At 55.5% G+C, this 18,897-nt stretch carries 27 protein-coding genes and 1 other RNA gene; 7 read left to right on the top strand and 21 right to left on the bottom strand.

Annotated elements, in window-relative coordinates; genetic code table 11:
• Positions 1-105 precede the first annotated feature (105 nt).
• From ISN74_RS08680 to ISN74_RS08695, 4 genes are all read right to left on the bottom strand, one after another.
• Complete coding sequence (locus ISN74_RS08680) at positions 106-588, bottom strand: hypothetical protein (protein WP_188798945.1); 483 nt, start codon at positions 586-588, stop codon at positions 106-108.
• Positions 589-599: 11 nt separating this feature from the next.
• Positions 600-1,001: an NlpC/P60 family protein gene (locus ISN74_RS08685; RefSeq protein WP_188798946.1), complete on the bottom strand. Its 402-nt coding sequence runs from the start codon at positions 999-1,001 to the stop codon at positions 600-602.
• 5 nt (positions 1,002-1,006) lie between these two features.
• Positions 1,007-1,489 (bottom strand): type VI secretion system tube protein TssD, encoded by a 483-nt coding sequence (gene tssD / locus ISN74_RS08690; protein WP_188798947.1) that lies wholly within the window; start codon positions 1,487-1,489, stop codon positions 1,007-1,009.
• A gap of 330 nt (positions 1,490-1,819) precedes the next feature.
• The gene (locus ISN74_RS08695) at positions 1,820-2,803 is read right to left on the bottom strand and encodes a hypothetical protein (protein ID WP_188798948.1); all 984 of its coding nucleotides are present in this window, start codon (positions 2,801-2,803) and stop codon (positions 1,820-1,822) included.
• Positions 2,804-3,115: 312 nt separating this feature from the next.
• Here ISN74_RS08695 and ISN74_RS08700 point away from each other — a divergent pair, with 312 nt between their 5' ends.
• Both ISN74_RS08700 and ISN74_RS08705 read left to right on the top strand, forming a co-directional pair.
• Positions 3,116-3,505, top strand: a complete 390-nt coding sequence (locus tag ISN74_RS08700) for an avidin/streptavidin family protein (RefSeq protein ID WP_188798949.1) — start codon at positions 3,116-3,118, stop codon at positions 3,503-3,505.
• A gap of 602 nt (positions 3,506-4,107) precedes the next feature.
• A complete protein-coding gene (locus ISN74_RS08705) occupies positions 4,108-4,398 on the top strand; it encodes a hypothetical protein (RefSeq protein ID WP_188798950.1) in 291 nt (96 codons plus the stop codon).
• Positions 4,399-4,525: 127 nt separating this feature from the next.
• On the opposite strand, the gene ISN74_RS08710 is transcribed toward ISN74_RS08705, so the two are convergent.
• The 13 genes from ISN74_RS08710 to ISN74_RS08765 form a co-directional block, all read right to left on the bottom strand.
• Positions 4,526-5,209, bottom strand: a complete 684-nt coding sequence (locus ISN74_RS08710; protein WP_188798951.1) for a hypothetical protein — start codon at positions 5,207-5,209, stop codon at positions 4,526-4,528.
• A 115-nt stretch (positions 5,210-5,324) separates the two neighbouring features.
• The gene (locus tag ISN74_RS08715; RefSeq protein ID WP_188798952.1) at positions 5,325-6,512 is read right to left on the bottom strand and encodes a glycine-rich domain-containing protein; all 1,188 of its coding nucleotides are present in this window, start codon (positions 6,510-6,512) and stop codon (positions 5,325-5,327) included.
• A gap of 45 nt (positions 6,513-6,557) precedes the next feature.
• Positions 6,558-7,490 carry a glycine-rich domain-containing protein gene (locus ISN74_RS08720; RefSeq protein ID WP_188798953.1) on the bottom strand — a complete coding sequence of 311 codons (933 nt, stop codon included), beginning with the start codon at positions 7,488-7,490 and terminating at the stop codon, positions 6,558-6,560.
• 17 nt (positions 7,491-7,507) lie between these two features.
• A complete protein-coding gene (locus ISN74_RS08725; RefSeq protein ID WP_188798954.1) occupies positions 7,508-8,188 on the bottom strand; it encodes a hypothetical protein in 681 nt (226 codons plus the stop codon).
• A gap of 18 nt (positions 8,189-8,206) precedes the next feature.
• Positions 8,207-8,509, bottom strand: coding sequence for a hypothetical protein (locus ISN74_RS08730; RefSeq protein ID WP_203546728.1), 303 nt, complete (start codon positions 8,507-8,509; stop codon positions 8,207-8,209).
• Positions 8,510-8,545: 36 nt separating this feature from the next.
• Positions 8,546-9,331 carry an ATP-binding protein gene (locus tag ISN74_RS08735; protein WP_188798955.1) on the bottom strand — a complete coding sequence of 262 codons (786 nt, stop codon included), beginning with the start codon at positions 9,329-9,331 and terminating at the stop codon, positions 8,546-8,548.
• Entirely contained in the window at positions 9,328-10,098 is a 771-nt protein-coding gene (locus ISN74_RS08740; protein WP_188798956.1) for a helix-turn-helix domain-containing protein, read from the bottom strand. The genes ISN74_RS08735 and ISN74_RS08740 overlap by 4 nt, the downstream gene beginning before the upstream one ends.
• A gap of 195 nt (positions 10,099-10,293) precedes the next feature.
• Entirely contained in the window at positions 10,294-10,530 is a 237-nt protein-coding gene (locus tag ISN74_RS08745) for a helix-turn-helix transcriptional regulator (protein WP_188798957.1), read from the bottom strand.
• A gap of 68 nt (positions 10,531-10,598) precedes the next feature.
• Positions 10,599-11,261, bottom strand: a complete 663-nt coding sequence (locus ISN74_RS08750; RefSeq protein ID WP_188798958.1) for a hypothetical protein — start codon at positions 11,259-11,261, stop codon at positions 10,599-10,601.
• Between the two features lie 143 nt (positions 11,262-11,404).
• Positions 11,405-11,530 (bottom strand): hypothetical protein, encoded by a 126-nt coding sequence (locus tag ISN74_RS21235; protein ID WP_268235691.1) that lies wholly within the window; start codon positions 11,528-11,530, stop codon positions 11,405-11,407.
• Positions 11,527-11,859, bottom strand: a complete 333-nt coding sequence (locus tag ISN74_RS08755) for a hypothetical protein (protein WP_188798959.1) — start codon at positions 11,857-11,859, stop codon at positions 11,527-11,529. Before ISN74_RS08755 ends, ISN74_RS21235 begins: the two co-directional genes overlap by 4 nt.
• A gap of 89 nt (positions 11,860-11,948) precedes the next feature.
• Entirely contained in the window at positions 11,949-12,296 is a 348-nt protein-coding gene (locus ISN74_RS08760) for a hypothetical protein (RefSeq protein WP_188798960.1), read from the bottom strand.
• Between the two features lie 26 nt (positions 12,297-12,322).
• Complete coding sequence (locus tag ISN74_RS08765; RefSeq protein WP_188798961.1) at positions 12,323-12,652, bottom strand: hypothetical protein; 330 nt, start codon at positions 12,650-12,652, stop codon at positions 12,323-12,325.
• 488 nt (positions 12,653-13,140) lie between these two features.
• On the opposite strand from ISN74_RS08765, the gene ISN74_RS08770 reads away from it, so the two are divergent.
• Together ISN74_RS08770 and ISN74_RS08775 are read left to right on the top strand one after the other, a co-directional pair.
• Positions 13,141-13,683, top strand: a complete 543-nt coding sequence (locus ISN74_RS08770) for a hypothetical protein (RefSeq protein WP_188798962.1) — start codon at positions 13,141-13,143, stop codon at positions 13,681-13,683.
• Complete coding sequence (locus tag ISN74_RS08775) at positions 13,680-14,546, top strand: hypothetical protein (RefSeq protein ID WP_188798963.1); 867 nt, start codon at positions 13,680-13,682, stop codon at positions 14,544-14,546. Before ISN74_RS08770 ends, ISN74_RS08775 begins: the two co-directional genes overlap by 4 nt.
• Positions 14,547-14,551: 5 nt before the next feature.
• On the opposite strand, the gene ISN74_RS08780 is transcribed toward ISN74_RS08775, so the two are convergent.
• The 3 genes from ISN74_RS08780 to smpB all read right to left on the bottom strand — a co-directional run bounded on the left by ISN74_RS08780 (position 14,552) and on the right by smpB (position 16,976).
• Entirely contained in the window at positions 14,552-15,772 is a 1,221-nt protein-coding gene (locus ISN74_RS08780) for a tyrosine-type recombinase/integrase (RefSeq protein ID WP_188798964.1), read from the bottom strand.
• A gap of 163 nt (positions 15,773-15,935) precedes the next feature.
• Positions 15,936-16,287: a transfer-messenger RNA gene (ssrA, locus tag ISN74_RS08785) on the bottom strand.
• Between the two features lie 194 nt (positions 16,288-16,481).
• Positions 16,482-16,976, bottom strand: a complete 495-nt coding sequence (gene smpB / locus ISN74_RS08790; protein WP_188798965.1) for an SsrA-binding protein SmpB — start codon at positions 16,974-16,976, stop codon at positions 16,482-16,484.
• Positions 16,977-17,056: 80 nt separating this feature from the next.
• On the opposite strand from smpB, the gene ISN74_RS08795 reads away from it, so the two are divergent.
• Positions 17,057-17,488, top strand: a complete 432-nt coding sequence (locus ISN74_RS08795) for a type II toxin-antitoxin system RatA family toxin (RefSeq protein ID WP_188798966.1) — start codon at positions 17,057-17,059, stop codon at positions 17,486-17,488.
• Entirely contained in the window at positions 17,475-17,756 is a 282-nt protein-coding gene (locus ISN74_RS08800) for an RnfH family protein (RefSeq protein WP_229679094.1), read from the top strand. The genes ISN74_RS08795 and ISN74_RS08800 overlap by 14 nt, the downstream gene beginning before the upstream one ends.
• Before the next feature lie 37 nt (positions 17,757-17,793).
• Here the strand turns inward: ISN74_RS08800 and ISN74_RS08805 are convergent, their stop codons facing one another.
• Entirely contained in the window at positions 17,794-18,303 is a 510-nt protein-coding gene (locus tag ISN74_RS08805; RefSeq protein ID WP_188798967.1) for an outer membrane protein assembly factor BamE, read from the bottom strand.
• 76 nt (positions 18,304-18,379) lie between these two features.
• Between ISN74_RS08805 and fur the strand changes: the two genes are divergently transcribed.
• Positions 18,380-18,802: a ferric iron uptake transcriptional regulator gene (gene fur / locus ISN74_RS08810; RefSeq protein ID WP_188798968.1), complete on the top strand. Its 423-nt coding sequence runs from the start codon at positions 18,380-18,382 to the stop codon at positions 18,800-18,802.
• Positions 18,803-18,897: the final 95 nt, after the last annotated feature.

Below are 18,897 nucleotides of genomic sequence, written 5' to 3' on the forward strand. Positions count from 1 at the left end.
ATAAGTCGCTGGGCATTTTTGTTTGGGTCTGTTTGCGGCATCTAAGACGGTTGAGAAATTGAACCCGCCACCGTTATTGAGTGGAAGGGTTAAGGGACTAGGTGTTCATTCCTGATAATCGGGAAAGGGTTTGGACACAACCGGGCGACACATTTTATTAAGCAGCACACCGTGTTTTCCTAGATGCAGCACTCCATGTGAGTAGATGGAGTTACCAAAAAAGATAGGGCTCTTCCAAACGATACGGCATGTTTTTGTATCCAATGCGTACATTGTCCGTTCGCTACCCGAGTAAGTGGCCACGTATAAAACATCGCGCCCCAACAGCACGGGGTTTTCCACAATAGAGACAGACTCACTAGCTGTGCATGCAGGCTGTCCGCCTACGGAAATCTTCACGGGCCCTACCCATGCCTGAGGGTTATCCACGTTATATGGCACGTTGTCTGGTTCATCTTCTATTGTCACCGTAACGCTTCCGGCGGTCGCCGAATTTTTAGCGAAAGTTAAATAGATAAGGTTGCAATCACTGGCGAATGTTTGCGTCGAAGCCAGCAGCGCCGCGTACAACAAAATGTGTAAGCGCATGATCGGCCATCCTATGGTATCTGCCGGGCAAAGTATTGCACCGTGGGAAGGTCCTCAGGTCTCCACGCCTTAGTGATTCTCTCGTTCTTCATGCCCGTTCCACCGTATTGCCCCCAGTAACCATATGGGTATTTCACGGCATGTGATACCGGAACAATAATCACGACGTGACCATGACTTTTAGCCTTGGTTCCAGCAATAACAAGGTATCCCTTATTGGCATAGTCCTGTGCTTTCTGCGGGTCGTTACCCAACACGGTCCATCCACTCCCGGGTACATTTAAATCATCCATCATTTGATTGGCGGTCCCCGTTATCGGAATGCCAAGGTCCGTCGTCACCGCATTCACAAAGCCACTGCAATCATGCTTCCAGTGATCCCAGTTTTTTTCACAAGCAGCCACAATATCCATCAGCTCTACAAGCTATTCCACGCATCACGGAATTGCAGATTGCCATCCAGATAGCGCCATGTGATTTCTTCATAACGCAACTGGATCTGCTCGATATGATTTTGGGTTGCGGATGATGGTTCTTTGATATTCGTAACGCGAGGTGTTATGGCTACAACCTTGACGTTGCGCATCATCATGTTGAAGTACTCGACCTCTCGGCCAGAGTCATCGATGCGGTACCACTTAATCTCGGCGGATTGCAAGGTTTGCGCGCGAGCAATCGTCATGTAGAGCACGGGGGACGATCGGTCGATTTCTTTTTCCATCATCACGGGCCAATGTACGCGGCTACCCAACAATTTCCCTGAAACTCCGTCTGTGGGGGAAATCATGCCGTGTTTGAAGCTCAAAACTTCGATACTTCCTTCGCGGCCAACTACTTGGCTTGAGCCACGAATATCACTCCCGCTGCTGTCCTTGAGCCATAGATGCAATGGAATCGACACGTAGTATCACTTGGGGGGTTGATGCAACCCAATGTGTACTTCCGCGAGATCGTTTAAGAAATCAGGCGACTCGGAATAAATCGGTAAGGTTTTCAGCCGTATATGGAGTGGGAGTGGCGACAAAACACGATTGGCTTACTTCTGAAGTTGGAATGCCTTCGATGTACGTTTCTTCTAATCCTGGAAAAACAAAAACGCCCGACGATTTCTCGCCGGGCGTTTTGCTTTATTGGGGTGGCGTCTATCTAACTGTCTCTTGAAAGCTTTGTGTGCCAAGGCCTTCCGAATTTACTGGCTTAGAGTTACCCCCAAAGTTACCCCCATCAGAACTTAGTTGCTCTCCCCGGACGGCGTGGCCATCGTATCGTTGGTCGTGGCATGGTTTGCCTGAGCATTGGTCCGTTGGCGGTTATCAGGAGCGCCTGACGCCACCTTGACGTATGAGATGCCCGACTTGCCATTGGAGGGCGACGGTGCCGGCTGCAAGGCAACAACTTCGGCCTGCAACTGGGCGAGATCGACGTGGAGCTGGTTCAAGGCTGTTTTAGCCGCCGTAATATCACGACGATCCTGGTTAGCTTGATCCTTGATCGTTGCCGATACTGTGTCTTCGGGTGGTTTGGGCGGCCAGACGTGTTGTACGAACGCCTGCCCCAATACAACCAGAAGGCCACTCAAGCCGACCGTGCCTATCCAGCGCAATGCCGTCCAGCGATGCTCCGTCCATTTGCTGGGTTGCCATATCCCGTTGTCGGAATGTCGGCCAACGTAACGGAGCCTGCGCACACGCCATTCCGTTGCTCGTGTTGGGCATCCGGCGGCCCACCAGACCTGCATATAAGCACTTAGGGCCCGCCAATGACGCTTCAGCACGGGGTCGGTGAGGCCCTCTGCTGTAGCCAGGGTTTCGAGTTCGATTGCATGTGGCATGAAGGATATCTGACTCAAAACAGGATCGACGAGCACGACCTCAACCTCACCAGAAGGGCGCACTTGATAGCGAAGGCCCACGGCGCGTCGACGATCCGCGTCTAATCGTGCTGGACCCAAAATACCTTCAGGAATGATCTGCGCGAATCCAACTGTGAGCGGTGTGGGTGGTGTATCAGTTCGACCAAATACAACGATTCCCAGTGGTTCGCGAAAACTTGCCAACCCGAATCGCTCGAGCAGATAGTCAACGCGATCGTCGTTCCGGTCGGCCATGGCCAGCTCCGAGAGACGTTTTACCGCATTTTGCTCAAATGTCCGGTAAGCCTTCAGCGCCTCGGCGCGGGCCTTCAACATAACTTCGTTTGGCTTGTCATCAGCCATATCCATATCCCCTGTGACATCTTGATTGACCTACGGGGATCGATTTTAACGGCCTCTGCCAAGTGCCATTGTCAGAGGTGGAAAAATTTTCAGCTCGCCCGGTATGCCACTCAGGCCGCCGCCATGCTCATAGCGCTCCATCAGCTCGGCGTGCACGCGTGCCATGGCGTATCGAGCTTAACCCTTCAATTTCACGATTCTTTCACAGTCTCGATGAAGTAATCCACACGCTGCTTATGGTTGATCGGAACCCTCCAGTAAAGGTTTGGAGCTCCGGTGTTAACGCGTGGCTCGCAGAAACAAGGGGACAATATGAAGCATGCTGAACTCACCGTCGCGAAGGCCTCCACGGCAACGCCCAAGCCTTTCAATTTCAATGGTCGCTGGACCAACGAATTGACCTCATACATGGATCTTGTAGTTCAAGGCTCTGCAATCTCAGGGACCTATCACAGCGCTGTAGGTGATCCGTCTGCGCCACCGAAAAAGCCTCTAACCGGATCGGTCAGTGGTGATCTCATCAGTTTTACGGTGAATTGGGGAGACTCGATTACAACATGGATAGGTCATGGGGTTATTGATGATCAGGGTCATGCGCAAATTGAGACACTTTGGCAAATCGCCTTGGCAGTCCAGGATGAAACAAACCCACAGGTCTCGTGGAAAACCGTATTAGCAGGTGCCGATCAATTCTCGCAGTAACCAAGGAAGTGCAGTCATCACCGCCGGCAGTCAAAGCCATTCGCGTACGCGCGTGCTGGGCAAGAAATCCGGATAAGCGTCGTACTCCTCGGAGCGATCAGGACGATTGCCCATAACTCATTCGCGCGCACACGCGTGCGCGAAGTGGGATGGATGGATTATATCTCTCGCCCCTTTTTTACCACTATCACTATGGTTCGCCGAGGAAGTGAGACTACTTCGTCTGTGGGATTTCCTTCGGAATCCAATACCACTGCATGAACTTTGTCTTCCAAGCGGAGCCTTTGCTCATTCGCACCATCTTGGGGGGCAGCGCTCTCCAGCGTATATGCGTCGCTATTAGCCTCACTCTCATGAGATTCCGAGACACCTGTAGAATCTTCAATATGCTTCTGAACGTCAGTCCCGCTTTTCCTTTGATTCATATCTCCACCTATTTTCAGCGTTGCCGGCTTAAGCGTATTAAAAAAGTGGATCAATAGACGGTGAAGAACCTAATTGATCACGCAGAGGAAAAGTTTGTGCGGGAGAGGTCTGAAGCTATCTCAAGTTCCCCCCTTTGCTGCCGATGCACTATCCACATCCATGAAAAAGGACGCCTCATGAAGCCACTGTTCGCGCTGCTCATTTCCGCTTTGATCGTCACTGGCGCTCATGCTGCCGATCAAAAATCCGTGGTGACATCAACTAACCCGGATCTGTTGTCTGTAAGTGACAGTAAGCCCGCGGGTTATCCGAAGTCATACGTAAAAAAGGACCCCTTAGGAAATTGTACAAAGTACGACGAGGACTATGTACCGGGACCTGTTGTTAAAACCCATAAGACCTGGCGGAAGATTACTCATATTCAATCCCTTGGTACTAAATGCCCCCCAGATGCTTCAACCCCGTAAGGGAAGCTAGATCACGCATATGAGCTGCCTGGTCGGTTAGTCGGAAAACTTCGTCATCCATTTGTTCTGCTTATGCAGTACGCGAGCCAGTGTGCGGAGCATTGGCCGCTTACCGCCCTTCCAGGCATTACGGCTGGCGCTTGCCTTGCCGGTGTCGGTCCGCGGGCCTGTGGAGAACCGCCATGGTTGCCATCGTCTTATTGCTTCCGCTTGCCGTGCCCGTCGCTCCGGTGTCCATCCGTTCGCCATGGTTATATCCCAATAGTTTGTTTGGCTTGTTTTCAATTTGCCCCGCGTGCGCATGAGGCGTGCCGTTATTTACCTGCTGGTGCCCATGCGCGATGTTGGCCTGCTTGGCAAACACTACAGGCGGATTCTTAATGGCGGCCAGAGTCTCCAGCGTCATTCGACACTGATTCTGTGCCTTCAAGGCCAATCGAAGGTTGGTGTCGAATTGATTCAGGTAGTCCTGTGCAAGCGCCCTGCAGGACAAGGCTGAGAACATGGCATCCAAGGCGTTCGCCTGCGAAATAAGTAACGATTCAGCGGCGCGCGTGTCCCCGCTGAATACCAGTTTGCACTTATCCGCCAATTCGTCGTGAATGGCTTGGAGATCGAGTTCACCCCATACCTTTCTTCCATACGCCTCCACCACCAACGTGGAGTTACTGACCGAGTTCGTGGCGCTGTGTGATTGCTTCCTTCTTCGCTCTGCCGCTCTCTGGTCGGCTTCCTGCATTGCTACAAGATCCGCTTCTGATACCGCTTTCGCCGGCGCTTTCGTTTCCTTTTTTAGTTTCGACTTTGTCATCCCTGCAGTCCTCCTGTGTCAGTGGGCGTGCCGCGTTCGAGCCGATGCGCGATCGGCGGCGAGATATCGATCGCGCAAAGGTTTGTCATGGCATCATCATTTCTGTGGTTACGAATCAACTGAACTCGTAGACGATGACAACGCCTGCGTTGCCTGCATGACCGGCAACACCCGTACAAGAAGGACCGCAAGAAGAACCACCCGCGCCAGCACCGGGGCCAGCGCCTCCTTGCCCAATATCGCCTGCTGCCGCTCCGTTGACCGTCTGACTACCGCCAATTCCGAACAAGGAGTTTCCGCCGTTAGAGCCGATTCCGAATGCGGCGCCGAATGTAAAAACGTATCCACTGGATGAGCCGTTAGCGTTGAACATGTTTCCGCCACTTCCCACACCGCCCATTAGGGCGCCCGTTTGGAACGTCGAGGTAGCAAAGGCAACTGCTGCACCTGCGCCACTTCCCGTGCCGCCGGTGGCTTGCAGGACGGAACCGAAAGACGTCGTCCCGCCATTGCCACCGGATGTACTGGTGGTGCCTGCCGTGCCTGCTGTGCCAATCGTGACGGTGACACCAGAGAAACCACTCGTCAGATAACTTTCTGCTGTTCCGCCGCCGGAGCCGCCTGCAGATGCGGACACCTGGCTAGATGTCGTCGTAGCAACACCACCACTTCCGCCGCCTCCGCCAACAACATAGACGACGACTTTGTTCGTTCCGGCATCGGGCGTATAGGTGCCGGTTGTCGTGATGACGACAACGTTGATAAGGCGCCCAGGGAAACCAGTGAGCGTGCCGGACGCAGATAGATTGGTGAAACTGCCGGCCGCGGCGGTCGTTCCGCCAATAGCCGGTGGGGATGCAAGATAATTGCTGAAACCGATTCCGCTAACCGTACTGCTTGCAGACAGCGTCGTGAATGCGCCAGTGCTAGCCGTCGATGCACCAATGGTGGTTCCATTGATGGAGCCAGCAGGGATCGTTACTGAGCCCGTAAAGGTTGGCGATGCAATCGGCGCATAGGTGCTTGCAGCGCCACTTGTCGTAAGCAGCGTGCCGCTCGTTGGCAGCGTGACACTGGTGGTGCCCGTCGTGGTCAGGGTAAGTGAGCTGGATCCAGATGTGGCGAAAGGACCGCCGAGCGTGATTGTGGAGCTGTTCGCTACACCTGTTCCGCCGTAGGTCGAAGCAAGCGGCGCTTGTAGTGTGATAGAGCTAAATGTCGGCGATGGGTAGGTTTGTGCGACTGCGAGTGTGGGAGAGAGAAGCGCGATCAGTGAAAGACGCTTAACGATATTCTTAATCATGATGTGTAATCCAATGTGATCTAGTTGAAGTTGATGGCTGCGCGATTACCATTGCAGGACGAGGATTCCGCCTTGTCCGTTACCTCCCGCTCGAGCGAGACCGCTAAAAGCAATGTCATACGCGCCACCGCCGCCGGATCCATAGGCGGTTCCACTGATGCCACCGTTATTGCCGGAGCGCCCGCCACCTCCCCAATACGACGCGCCACCCGCTGCGGTGAGCAAAAAGGTGCCTTGCTGCCCATCGCATCCATAGCCGCCAACGATGTTGATTTGCCCGCCCGATGCACCACCGCCCTCGCCACCGGCTTGCGATGTTGACGTGTTGAATTGACCGCCCTGTCCGGCAGAGGCAATGAAGAAGGTGCTGAATGAGGTATTGCCACCAAATGCGCCAGATCCGGGGCCAACGATTCCGTCTCCGCCAGCGCCGACCGTGACCGTGTACTCCTCGCCAGGCATGACGTCGTAGAACCCCATGCACGTTCCACCTGCGCCGCCACCGCCACCGCTAAAGGTTTGCGATGAACTCGTGGCTTCGCATCCCGACCCACCGCCACCGCCAGCCGTTCCGATTGCGAAGACTTTGTAGACATTGGCTGGCGCAGTGAAGGTATATGTTCCAGGTGTCGCGTAGATCTGTTGATTGGTGAAGACGCCTGCAGGTGCAAAGTTTTCCATTTGCCCAGCAGTGATGCCGCTATACGCGAAGTCACCTGTATTCCAGGAGAGAGCAGCAGTGCCTTCCTGCGCACGCAGAAGATTCGAGCAGGTTGCACCACTTATGGATCCTACGTAGATGATTTCGCTTTCTTGCCCCGTCGCGGCGTCTTGCAGCGAAACAACCCAATATGCGCCAGAAGGAATCGAAGTCGGAACATTGAGCGTGCTAGATAGATTGAATTGGGTCCCCGTACTCGATAAAGGTCCGGCGAGTGTCGTGTTGACGTTGTTCGCGTAGATGAAGGTGAATGACATACAAAGCACCTGATTTATCAATTTATGTGAGAGTTAAGAATTTCTACCTGGAAATGGTGGATGCCGGATCTCGTTTGGTTGTTCTTCTTTTCGATATCGTCCCGGTATTTCTTAGCCAAGATGCGCTGGTATTCGGGATCTTTCATGAGCTCGTCAGGGGTGGGATTACTGCGGCCTTTGTTTGAGGCCTCGCTTCCACCCGTGGTCTTCTCATTGGCGTTCTCGATTACTCTGCCATCCAAATGCGCAATGGTTCCGTCGGGGCGAAGAACCACCAACGTATCGCCGTCACGGATTTTCGTGGTCACTTCGCGCGTGCCGACTTCCGTGTTGATCTTTGCCACGAAGCCGCGGTGCTTAAACTGCCCCCATGCAACCTCGGGGTCGCCCTCGTAAACTGTTTCCATATAGCCGGGATTGGTGCCTCTCGTATGGGCAAGAAGAAATCCTTTTCCCACTGATTTCTCGCGCGCTTGATCGATGGCCTTGCTTTCCATGAGGTCAAAAGCTGCAGGTTGTTCCAGCAGTTTCGGGAAGTCCCAGCTTTTATCGACGACACCCAGTCTTTGCAGCTTCATCAGCTTGTGCGCGCGGACCAGCGGTGGGCCTTCCCCATCCATCAAGTTGCCATTGATGATCCGGGGATCGTTGACTTGTGGTCGCTCGGTTGCGAATTTGGTCGGGCCGTGTTTTGGCATGGTTGATCTCCTCGGTCCTTAAAGTTGCGATACCGATACAGCACCGCAGGTGCCAGGCTTGATGACCAGGCCACCCGGTCCAGGCCATTCGTATTCCAGCGTCGTGCCCGTTGCCGGATAGTCGGACGTCTTTTCGAAGAGGGCATTCGAGCTGGATGCTCCGGCGACCGACGGCGCGGCATAGACGCCAAACGTTCCTGCAGTGGCGGCTGCTGTGATGACGATGCGAATCGGACGCCCTGGAATCGGTTTGATCAGTTCGGGAAACTTGATTCCGACGGCGTGCTTGTCGCTTATGCGTTGGGATTTGTATTGCGGCATGATTGATCTCCTGTTGCGATTTTTGGCTGTCGTGACTCAAACGGGGCGCTTTTGTCTAAGGCCCGCGGGCTTGCGGTTACTCTCCCAGTCGAAGGCCAGGAATGTGGCTTCCTCTGTGAGTCGATCAAAAAGACGCTCGCCGACGATGCCCTGCAGCGCAGCCCTCGGATGGTTCGTGGCAATCACCACCGGAAGGTTGTTTGCATAGCGGGTATCGAGGACTTCGAAGACAAGGCGATCGGTATGTTCCGTGCTGCCGGCGCCGAGCTCGTCGAGCAGCAGCAGCGGCACCTGTGCGTAGTGGTCGAAGAGTTCCGATTCAGATCGGTCGGATCCGCGCTGATAGGTGGCGCGAAACTCACGCCCCATTGCTGCCTGCGTGGTGTAGTGCGATCGGACCTGGGCATTGGCGAGTGCCACCGCCATGCAGGAGACGAGCATGCTTTTGCCCGTCCCAGGACGACCGGAGAGCGCCAGCCAACCTGGATAGTTACCTGAAGCGATGCTGCTTGTGTAACGCTGGCACAGCTCCAGGATTCGCTTCTGCGCAGGCGAGGTTGCGATGTAGTCGGCGAATGTAATTCCCCGGTAGCGCAGCGGCAGGCAGGCGCTGTTGATGAAATATTCCACCTGCTCCAACTTGCGGCGCTCTTTTTCCTCGCGCTCCTTCGCAGCGCTCCGCTCGGCACAGCAGGCCGGGCATTCGGGCGCCCGATTGACATTGAATTCAACTCCGTCGATTGATTTGATCCGCCGCACTGTCTGCTGCCCGTGCTCCGCGCATTCCACTGAAAGCTCCACCTGCTGAATGTCGATGCTCATGCAGGACTCCTGAGCGATTCGGGCAACTCTTCGTCGGACGAGCTCTCATAGCTGGTTTTGGTGAATTGGTCCGTGACGGACGGGCGGCGGTTCACCGGCTGCACTGGATCGTTCCAGCGCTCCTGGTTGAGATACGTCAATGCGTTGGGGACGTAGCCATCGAGCCAGCGGCGATCCCTCTCGGATTTCGCGGCTATGTCGGCAAGCATCAGGTCGACATGCTCGTCGAGACCATCGGCAATCCATTTCTCAGCGCACTGCCGTTTTTCGGTCTTCGTCGGGTATGCGTTCCAGAACTCATCGAATCGAGTCCCGGACATATCCGGCGTACGTTTGCGCTGATGGTTGCTCTTATTGAGGGTTAATGATGGTTCTTGATGGTTAGTGTCCGCCTGGCGGACCTCGTTTACCGTCTCCCGGACCTCGTTTACCGCCAAACGGACTAGTCCGCCGTCATCCAAACTAGTTCGCGTCGCGGACTGGTTCGTATCAAGGACTAGTCCGTTAGGCGTGAATAGGTCAGGAGTGACGGTGTACGAGGTCTTGTAGCGATTGGATCGATCGGCCTTTACCACGCCATGTGCCTCCAGCCATTTGATGGCTTCGATGACTGCCGTTTTGCCAAAGCAGGTTCGTTCGCAGATCTTGGTCAATGAAGGAAAGCAGGCGCCTTTGTCGCTTGCGTTGTCAGCCAGCGAGATCAGTACCGCTTTCGGTGTTGGTGGCATCTGCAGAGGCCAGCAGGCGTTCATGACGGCATTGCTCATGCCAAGGCCCCCAGTCCGATCAGGTCGCGTACCGCGGCTTTGAACGGCAGGCCACGAAGGCGCATGTGGAAGCCCACTAGGTCACCGCCACCGCAGAGGCCGCTGCAGCGCCGGTGACCGCGCTCGCCGGTGAGGTTCACCGACAGGCTGCCAGGAGCTGCGCGTTGACCTCATCCAGCGGCCGGTTGCTACCGCTCATGCCGCGGCCTGCTGGACCAATGCGCGAATATCCTCTACGCGCCAAGCTGTGATCCGCTCACCCAGTTTCACCGGCCGGGGATAGAGGCCAGTGCGAATGCCAGCGAACCAGGTTGATTTGCTAACCGGAATGATCGCCGGAAGACCGGGATCGCCTTTCTCGATATTGGGCTTTTTGCCAATAATCTGCGGAAGACGCAGATAGCCAGTGGCAGGTAATGCGGGGGTGTTCATTGCGGCGTTTCTCCATCCATTGCGGGATGGAGAAAGTCTAGGTCGATCTTTAGAAATACTACGGGTAATCAACCATTGTCTAAATTGACGGAACTATACCCATCTCGCATGGACTTTCGATATGCGCTGCCATTGGTGTTTGCGTCGTAATCGGTGTAGGTGGCTGCCTCGTCAGAATTGACTATGCCAACTGCGCCCTTGAGGATTTGAAATACATCGACGGCTTCATTTGCAGTCGGAATATCGAACCTCATGTCTCCGAAACGCCGCCCTAGCATGAAGAGAAAGCTGATATTTCCAGCATGCCTGTCATAAAGGATGATGGTCTTGCGCAAATCGATTGCCATCTGTGCCAGCGATGTTATGGCACGTACAATACATCCCGGCCCGTTGACGCCTCTCATAAGGCTCAGAAAATGTGGGCTTACTAGGTCCAAGTCTTCTTGTGTCATACGGTCTAAAACATAGTCGCCAGTTATGCGGCCTTTCATTCCGAGAACTTCAAGTGCTCCCTCAAGTTTTTCAGCCTGTTCGCGATAGTGAGTGGCGGCATCATTGTTTCCGTATCTAAGGAAATCCAGGCAAGCGTTGCGAAAAATCGATGCGACATGCACGCCCGCATACAGAACGCTGTCGAGGCTTTTGCGTTTCACATAGCGTTCTGCAATAAGCTCGATGCGGTGATCGTGATTTATGATTCTGAAGGCCGATGTGATTTCGGATTCTTTCACTGGCGCTCCTTCAAGCGCCCTTCAAAGGGAGCCGCGCCAGCCACGGAAGGTGCGTGGTTTTCGGATGGCCGTCCTAGGCGCGGCGTAAAGTGTTAGACGCGACCGATGAGATCATGTGCCCAGTCAATCATGTTCTCTATTGCCTATGCTACGTTGGATCGGGTCGTCCTGTCTTCGATGTGTTGCAAGGTGCATGCGATCGCGGCCGCCTTGACCAACAAGTGGCTGGCGTCTGTCCATGCTTCTTCGGAGATGACGTGCTTGCTCATGCGTTTGTCTCCAAAGCTACGGCTTCGGACAGTTGTGAGAGAATGATGATCGAATCTGCAATGTCCCCAATGGGCAGCATGGCAAAGCTGGTGTCGATGCTGCTGTCATTTTCGGCGCGGTAAATTACCGCTTTCGCTGCAATCGCCAAGCCTTGAATCATTTTGTTCAATTGGCTGCAGTGATCGATGGTAGGTGGAAACTTTTTGCTCTGTTGATCAATGGCAATGGTCAAAACATCGTGCTCGCCTATCCATAAGCCGTGCTCGCTTCCCTTCATCGGATTGGCGTTTGCTGGAGTAATTGCGGCGTTTTCCGGCTTCATGTTCATGCGCTACCTCTGGAAGATTTGGGGGTTTCTATATCTGGAGTCCAATTAAGTTAGACGGTCCAATCTATCGACAATGGACCTAGCAGTGATCAGGTCCCAATGGGCACGCGATAGCTCGCGACCTCTTCGGCCGATGTAAAGAGCTTTTCGGCTTCTTCGATCTGATAAAGCACGCCATAGAGCGCGCGCGTGACAACTTCAGGATTTGCACTCAAATCACCGCCGCCGTCCAACCCGATGATGAGCGCATGAATCATTCCTCGCAGTCCCTCAAGGCGACAGTTGCCTTTGCTGAGCAGATCATTGAGGTCATCACCCGCGGAGATTTTCCTCGGATTAATAGCTCGGGTCGCATCGCCTTGAACGTGTTTATCGTCTTGGCAAAATGAGTGAGTAGCTTGGCTCGCGTTAATGGTGGTATTCGCACGGGCGTTCATATGTTCACCTCGCTGGACTTGCATGGTTACAGTCCCTTCTGGGTCAGTTCGTCCATGTAGGCCGTGATCGGGACGCCACCCTTCACCAGCGTCCAGTCTCCCTGCTGCGTGCAGGGTCGGCGCATGAAGTCGAGCATCGCCGAGGCATATGCTTCGCTGTGTCCGCCGTCGACGAATAGATTGAAAATCTCGCGTTCGGTGTTGGCCAGGTGACGATCGCGCGCCGAGGTGGTGTTCCCGGAGGAGGCATCAAAGACGCGCGCGTCATCGCCTTCTTCGTCCCAGTGCTGGAACACCAGGCAGAACAGGTGATCCGCCGGCTGCAGGTTGCCTCTGGAGTTTGCTTCGTTTGCCATAGCTCAGCCCTCAGGTGAGCCACCAAAGCCATCGCAGCAAGGGTGGCGGACGTGCAGGGTTGGCGAACCGGTTCAGAAGGTCACCGGCCAGCCCGAAGGCTGCCCCACACGTCCGCCATAGAAGCGGGGTGCTACGCAACGGGCACAAAAAAAGCGCCTATCGGCGCCGTTGCGCCTTCTGAAAGTCAGGTCGCCAAACCTGGTCCCCGAATTGGCGGGGACGGGCGCACAGTGATACTTTGCCCCAGCCGTGTCAAGGGATGCGATTGCTTAACACTACAGTACCAGGGGGAGCGATGAGCATAGGATGGGCGACGATCGTGCCGGGCACAGAAATGCCGGCTGGCGCTGGTACTACCGGTGCTGTGCGGTGCATATTGGCGTCATCTGGTCGGCCAAACTTCGCAGCAATAGTTAAGCGGGATGCTGTCCATCAGGTAATTGCTGAGGCCTTTTGCGCTCTCTTGCTCCGTGGGTGGGGAATCCCGGTGCCTGATCCGTACTTGGTTGTTGATGCTGAAAACGTAGCTTTTGGGAGCGCCGATGCTACATACCCAAACCTCAGCCAGCGATTAGGTATCGCAGGGCTTGAGACTTCGAGTCCAGAATATGAAGCCGCCGTGAGGCTTGCAATGCGGGTGGCAAGTCAATTTTCATCCGCGCCTCTTGTAGCTGCCGCAGATGAGGCGATCGACAATCGCGATCGAAATCTTGGAAACATTCTCTGGGATGGCACAAATGAGGCATGGATTGATCACGCTTTCGCCTTGGGGAATGGCGCACAACTTGATGATGTGAACAAGCTATGCGAAATGGCCGTCTACAGTGGACTGTCTGAAGAAATGCGTTCATCCAGCACCACTCAATGGATGCTCATGGATCGAAACAAGCCTGATATGGTGAAAGAGGAGCTTGACACCGTCATAGATACAAGCACTCAGGCACGCTTTGTTGCTGATCGGTTGAATCAGTTAGGTATGCGCCTCTTAGCTCGATTTCCTTCACCTCAGGATTTATTATCAGTTCCATGAACGCGATCATTCCGCCGCCTATAGCTAGCGTCATTGGCGCTGCGCGCTCACCATGGCGTCCTCTTTTTTGGGAGCCTGTTAATGGAACAGGCGAACGCCTCATGGCTGGCGCCATCTATATGCATGAGGGAAGGATTGGTGCCACTCGCATCATTCGTGATGATGTTTTGGACAGCCTTTATGGAAAGCAATCTGCGGGTGCAAAAAGGATCATTGAACATGGCCTCGCTGTCTTCTGTGAAGCAGCGGGAGCAGCCAACTCACTAGAAAAGTTGAGTGCGCCCATAATGGGGCTGATTCCTGGGGATCTGCGCATCACGGCTGCCCGATCCCTCCCAGAGCTGCTGCGAACGATTGCGATACTACATTCCAGCCTGGCCAATCTCGACAAACTGGAAGAGCTTGAAGAGTCGGATGCGCCAATGCAGGAAGAGGTCAATCGCCGGTTCAGTACGGAGGTGCGCGACCTCATTGTCAGGGAAAGGCCAGACCTGATGCAGTACTTCGGAAGAGAAGCTAAGTTGGTGGATGGAGGCCAAAATGTACGTTTTGGTTTCTGCTCACCTCGTGTTGTAGCTCACTTCAACGTGCTTCACCCCATCAGGGTCAGTGCAAGTTTACGCGATGCGCGCGCACGCCTTTTTGAACTTCAGCGCGTCCAAGCAATGATCAGTCTGCCAAAAGCAGCGCTTATCGGCGCAGTTACGCGCGATGATGATGCCACTTTGAGCGCAAAGCAGATCAACAATCTTCTTGAGGCGCGCAGAGAAATCACTGAGGAGGCACTGGCTGCAGGCGTGGAGTATTTCCCAGTTACGAATGCGTCAGATGGTGCCCAGCGCGTTCTTAAGCTGGCCGCTTGAGTCGTTTAACTAACTTTGCTCTTAAACGCGACCACTTTGCCGCCAGCGCGCAAGCCATCCAGATAGTCCGCCCACGCCTGCATCATCTTCTTGCGCTCGGTTAGATGTGCAGTGCGGTTGTAGGCACGCCCGTTCGGGTCACGTACGGCATGCGCAAGCTGGTGCTCGATGTAGTCGGGACGGAAATGCAGTACTTCGTCTAGCACAGTGCGCGCCATAGCCCGGAAGCCGTGCCCGCTCATTTCATCAGTGGCGTAACCCATTCGGCGCAGGGCGGATAGCACAGCGTTGTTGCTCATAGGGCGCTGCGGGCTACGTGCGCTCGGGAATAGATAGCGGCCACGTCCAGTCAAAGCATGCAGTTCGCGAAGGATCTCGACAGCTTGCGGCGCCAGCGGCACGAGATGAGGTTCGCGCATTTTCATCTTCTCAGCGGGCAGGTTCCATTGCGCTTTATCCAGGTCGAACTCTGTCCATTCCGCTTGTCGGAGCTCACCGGGTCGCACGAACAGGAGCGGTGCCAGCTTGAGCGCGCACTTAGTGACGAACGAGCCTTGGTAACCATCGATCGAACGGAGCAGGGCGCCAATAGCATTGGGATCAGTGATAGCGGCGAGGTGAGTTTGCTTGACGGAGGGCAGCGCACCGCGAAGGTCTGCGGCAGGGTTGCGCTCGGCACGTCCGGTTGCGATTGCATAGCGAAACACCTGGCCGCAGTTCTGTAGCACACGATGAGCGGATTCCGCGGCGCCGCGGTCAACGATGCGATTTAGGGTGGCCAGTAGCTCCTTGGCAGAAATGTCTGCGATAGGTCGAGTGCCGAGCCAAGGAAAGATGTCGTTTTCTAGGCGAAGCATGATGCGGCTCGCATGCAGCTCCACCCACGACTTGGATTGCTTGGCGTGCCACTCGCGCGCAACGACTTCGAAGCTGTTTGCTGCGCGCTCTTCGCCGGCCGCTTTCTCCGCTTTGCGGTGGGCGCCTGGATCAATGCCTGCAGCGAGTTGCTTGCGTGCAGCGTCGCGCTTCTCGCGTGCGTCGGCGAGGCTTGTATCGGGATACGTGCCGAGTGATAGCAGTTTCTCTTTGCCGGCGTAGCGGTACTTGAAGCGCCACCACTTCGAGCCGTTCGGATTGAGCAACAAATACAAACCACCGCCGTCAGCCAGCTTCTTAGGCTTGTCGGGGTGAGGGGCTTTGCGGATGCCGGTGTCAGAAAGCGCCATGGGGGTAACACCCTGTGGGGGTAGGCCAGTTACCCCGAAAGCTACCCCCAGTTACCCCCGGATTTCAATGGATGGGGTTGGACTACATTGGACAAGAAAAAGGCCGGAACCCTTGCGATGCTTAGGTTTACCGGCCTTCGTTGGACTTGCTTGGACTACTAATTGGTGGAGGTGGCGGGAGTCGAACCCGCGTCCGAAGGCGCTTGACGCCCAGTACTACATGCTTAGCTCACCGTTAGATCTCGTCCCGCGACAGCACGATGTGCGAGGCGCATCGAAGGACCAGCCCGCTTGATTTAACCCTGGCCGGCAGGCGGCAGCTTTGGGCGATCCCGTGATAATGACCCTACATCCACTAGCACAGGCACACGTGGGTTCGGGGCTAGGCCTTAAGCGGCCAGAGCGTAGTTGTCGTCGTTGGCAACTATAAGTTTGCTGCTGGATTAACGAGGAAAGCTGCCCCCTCGGCATGCACCAAGCTATCTCACTACCCCCGTCGAAGCCAGGACACCCCCGGGGAAAAAAGATCGCTGAAGCGTTATCGATTATACACGCTTGATTCGTTTTGATGTTTGGTGGGGTCTGAGCATCAAAACGGTGTTGTGGTTTGGTTGTCTTGCTTTGCTGGTCCCAATCAACGCTGATTGACGTCACTGGGTCCCGGCCTGCGCCGTGACGACGGGATTGGGGGATTTGCGCGGGGTTGGGTTTAGGCGTCGCGGTTGTGTGCGCGCATGGTGCGTTGCTTTTCGCGCTGCCAGTCACGTTCTTTTTCGGTGTTGCGCTTGTCGTGTTCCTGCTTGCCGCGCGCGAGGCCCACTTCCACCTTCACCTTGTTGCCTTTCCAGTACATGGCGATGGGCACCAAGGTGTAGCCCTTGCGTTCTACGGCGCCGACGAGCTGGTCGATTTCCTGTTTGTGCAGGAGCAGCTTGCGGGTGCGACGATCGGCCGTCACCACGTGGGTGGAGGCACTGATCAGCGGTGGGATGGACGTGCCGACGAGGAAGATCTCGCCTTTCAGCACGACAGCATAGCCGTCACCGAAGTTGATCCGGCCGGCGCGCAAGGCCTTCACCTCCCAACCCTGCAAGGCGATACCGGCCTCATAGCGCTGGTCGATGTGGTATTCATGCCGGGCGCGCTTGTTGAGCGCGATCGTGCCGCCGGCATTTTTCTTGTCCTTGTCCTTCGCTTTGGCCATGTCCGTTAAACTTTGGGCTCGTCGCCTGGTGCGCGTTGCTTGCACACGGGTTTGAGCTGGATTCTTGAAAAGAGGCTACTGTGATCGAAATCCGCCGCAGCGCCCTGGTGAAATATTCGCCGGCGCAAATGTTCGACCTGGTGAATGAGGTCGAAGCATACCCAAAGCGCTTCGCTTGGTGTGCCAACGCCGAGGTCATCGAGCGTGGGGATAACATGCTGGTGGCGCGGCTCGATCTCAAGTTTGCCGGCTTCCATCACAGCTTTACTACCCGCAATACCATCGACCGTCCGCGTCGCCTGCAGGTGAGCCTGGTGAATGGGCCGTTCCGCAGCTTGGATGGCTTTTGGGATTTCATCCCGCTTGGTTCGGACGGTTGCAAGATCGCCCTGGAGCTGGATTTTGACTACGCCGGCCGCTTGGGTGGGGCAGCGTTGAAACTAGGCTTTCAGGGGTTGGCCAATCGCATGGTGGACGATTTTTGCCGTGAGGCGGAACGTGTCTACCGATAAGCCGATTACCGTGGAAGTGGTGTGCGCCACGGCAGATCGACAACGGTTGCATCGATTGACCTTGCCCGCTGGCAGCACGGTGATCCAGGCCGTGCTGCAGTCGGGCATTTTGCAGACGATGCCGGAGGTCGATTTTGATCCATCGCGCCTGGGAATTTTTTCCCGTCGCGTGGCACCGAATGACACATTGCAGGACGGCGACCGGGTGGAAATCTACCGGCCGCTTACCCTCGATCCGAAAGACGCCCGCAGGCGCCGGGCGGGCTAGGGCAGGTCATACCTCCACCGAGGCTTGACGCTGTCGATCAGTTGCCGCCGTTGTTGCCGCCGCTGTCGCCACCGTTATCACCGCCGCTGTCGCCACCATTGTCGCCACCGCCGTTGTCACCGCCACTGCTACCACCGGAGCTCTTGTCGCCGGACGTGTCGTTGACGTTGTAGTTGGTCTTGTACTTGTTGCTCTGCTGGACCAGCTTCTGGGCATCCTGGAAGTACAGAGTGCCTTCGGTGCGGACGAGCACGTCGTTATTGAAGAACAGGCTCATCGACTGGAGCTTCATCTTCTCGCCACGATGCGAGTAGGTGGAAACGTAGTCCCAGCGGTTCTGGTCGAACGGCGAAGCGACGGACGGCGTACCCAGCAGCACCAGTACCTGGCGCTTGGTCAGACCCGGTTTCAGCTGATCGGCAAGGTTTTTGTCGATGGTCTTGTCGAACAGATTGCCCTGGGCCACGTCGGGGGTATACACGAGATGGCAGCCGGCCAGAGGAAGTGCCAGCGTGGCGAAGCCCAGCGTGCGAATCAGCTTTTGCATTCGTATTGCGTCCGGATCGTGAAGGTAACGGATGATACACTAATGGCTTGATTCCACCGCGTATCGGGAGCTTGCCATGGAGCAGGAAACCCAAGAACTCCGCAAGGCCGGGCTGAAGGTCACTCACCCCCGGATGCGTATTCTCCAGATCTTCGAGGAAGACGGCGCCCGGCACATGACCGCCGAGGACGTCTACAAGAAGCTTCTGGGCCATCAGGAAGATATCGGCCTGGCTACGGTGTACCGGGTGCTGACCCAGTTCGAGGCCGCCGGCATCCTCAGCAAACACAACTTCGAGGGTGGCCAGGCGGTTTACGAGCTGGATCGCGGTCAGCACCACGATCACATGATCGATGTGGACAGCGGAAAGGTGATTGAGTTCGTCAGCGAGGAGATCGAGCGCCTTCAGCGCGAGATTGCCGCCCGCCATGGCTACGAGATCCAGGACCACAGCCTGGTGATGTACGTCCGGCCGCTCAAGGGCGGAAATCGCAAGTAGGGAGTTGGAAATGGGAGGGGCACCCCGGCTCGCGGGTGCTTGACGACTCCCGATTCCCAACCTTCAGGCATAAAAAAAGCCGCGGGAGGACTCCT

The sequence above is a fragment of the Dyella caseinilytica genome, assembly GCF_016865235.1.
Classification (GTDB): domain Bacteria; phylum Pseudomonadota; class Gammaproteobacteria; order Xanthomonadales; family Rhodanobacteraceae; genus Dyella_B; species Dyella_B caseinilytica.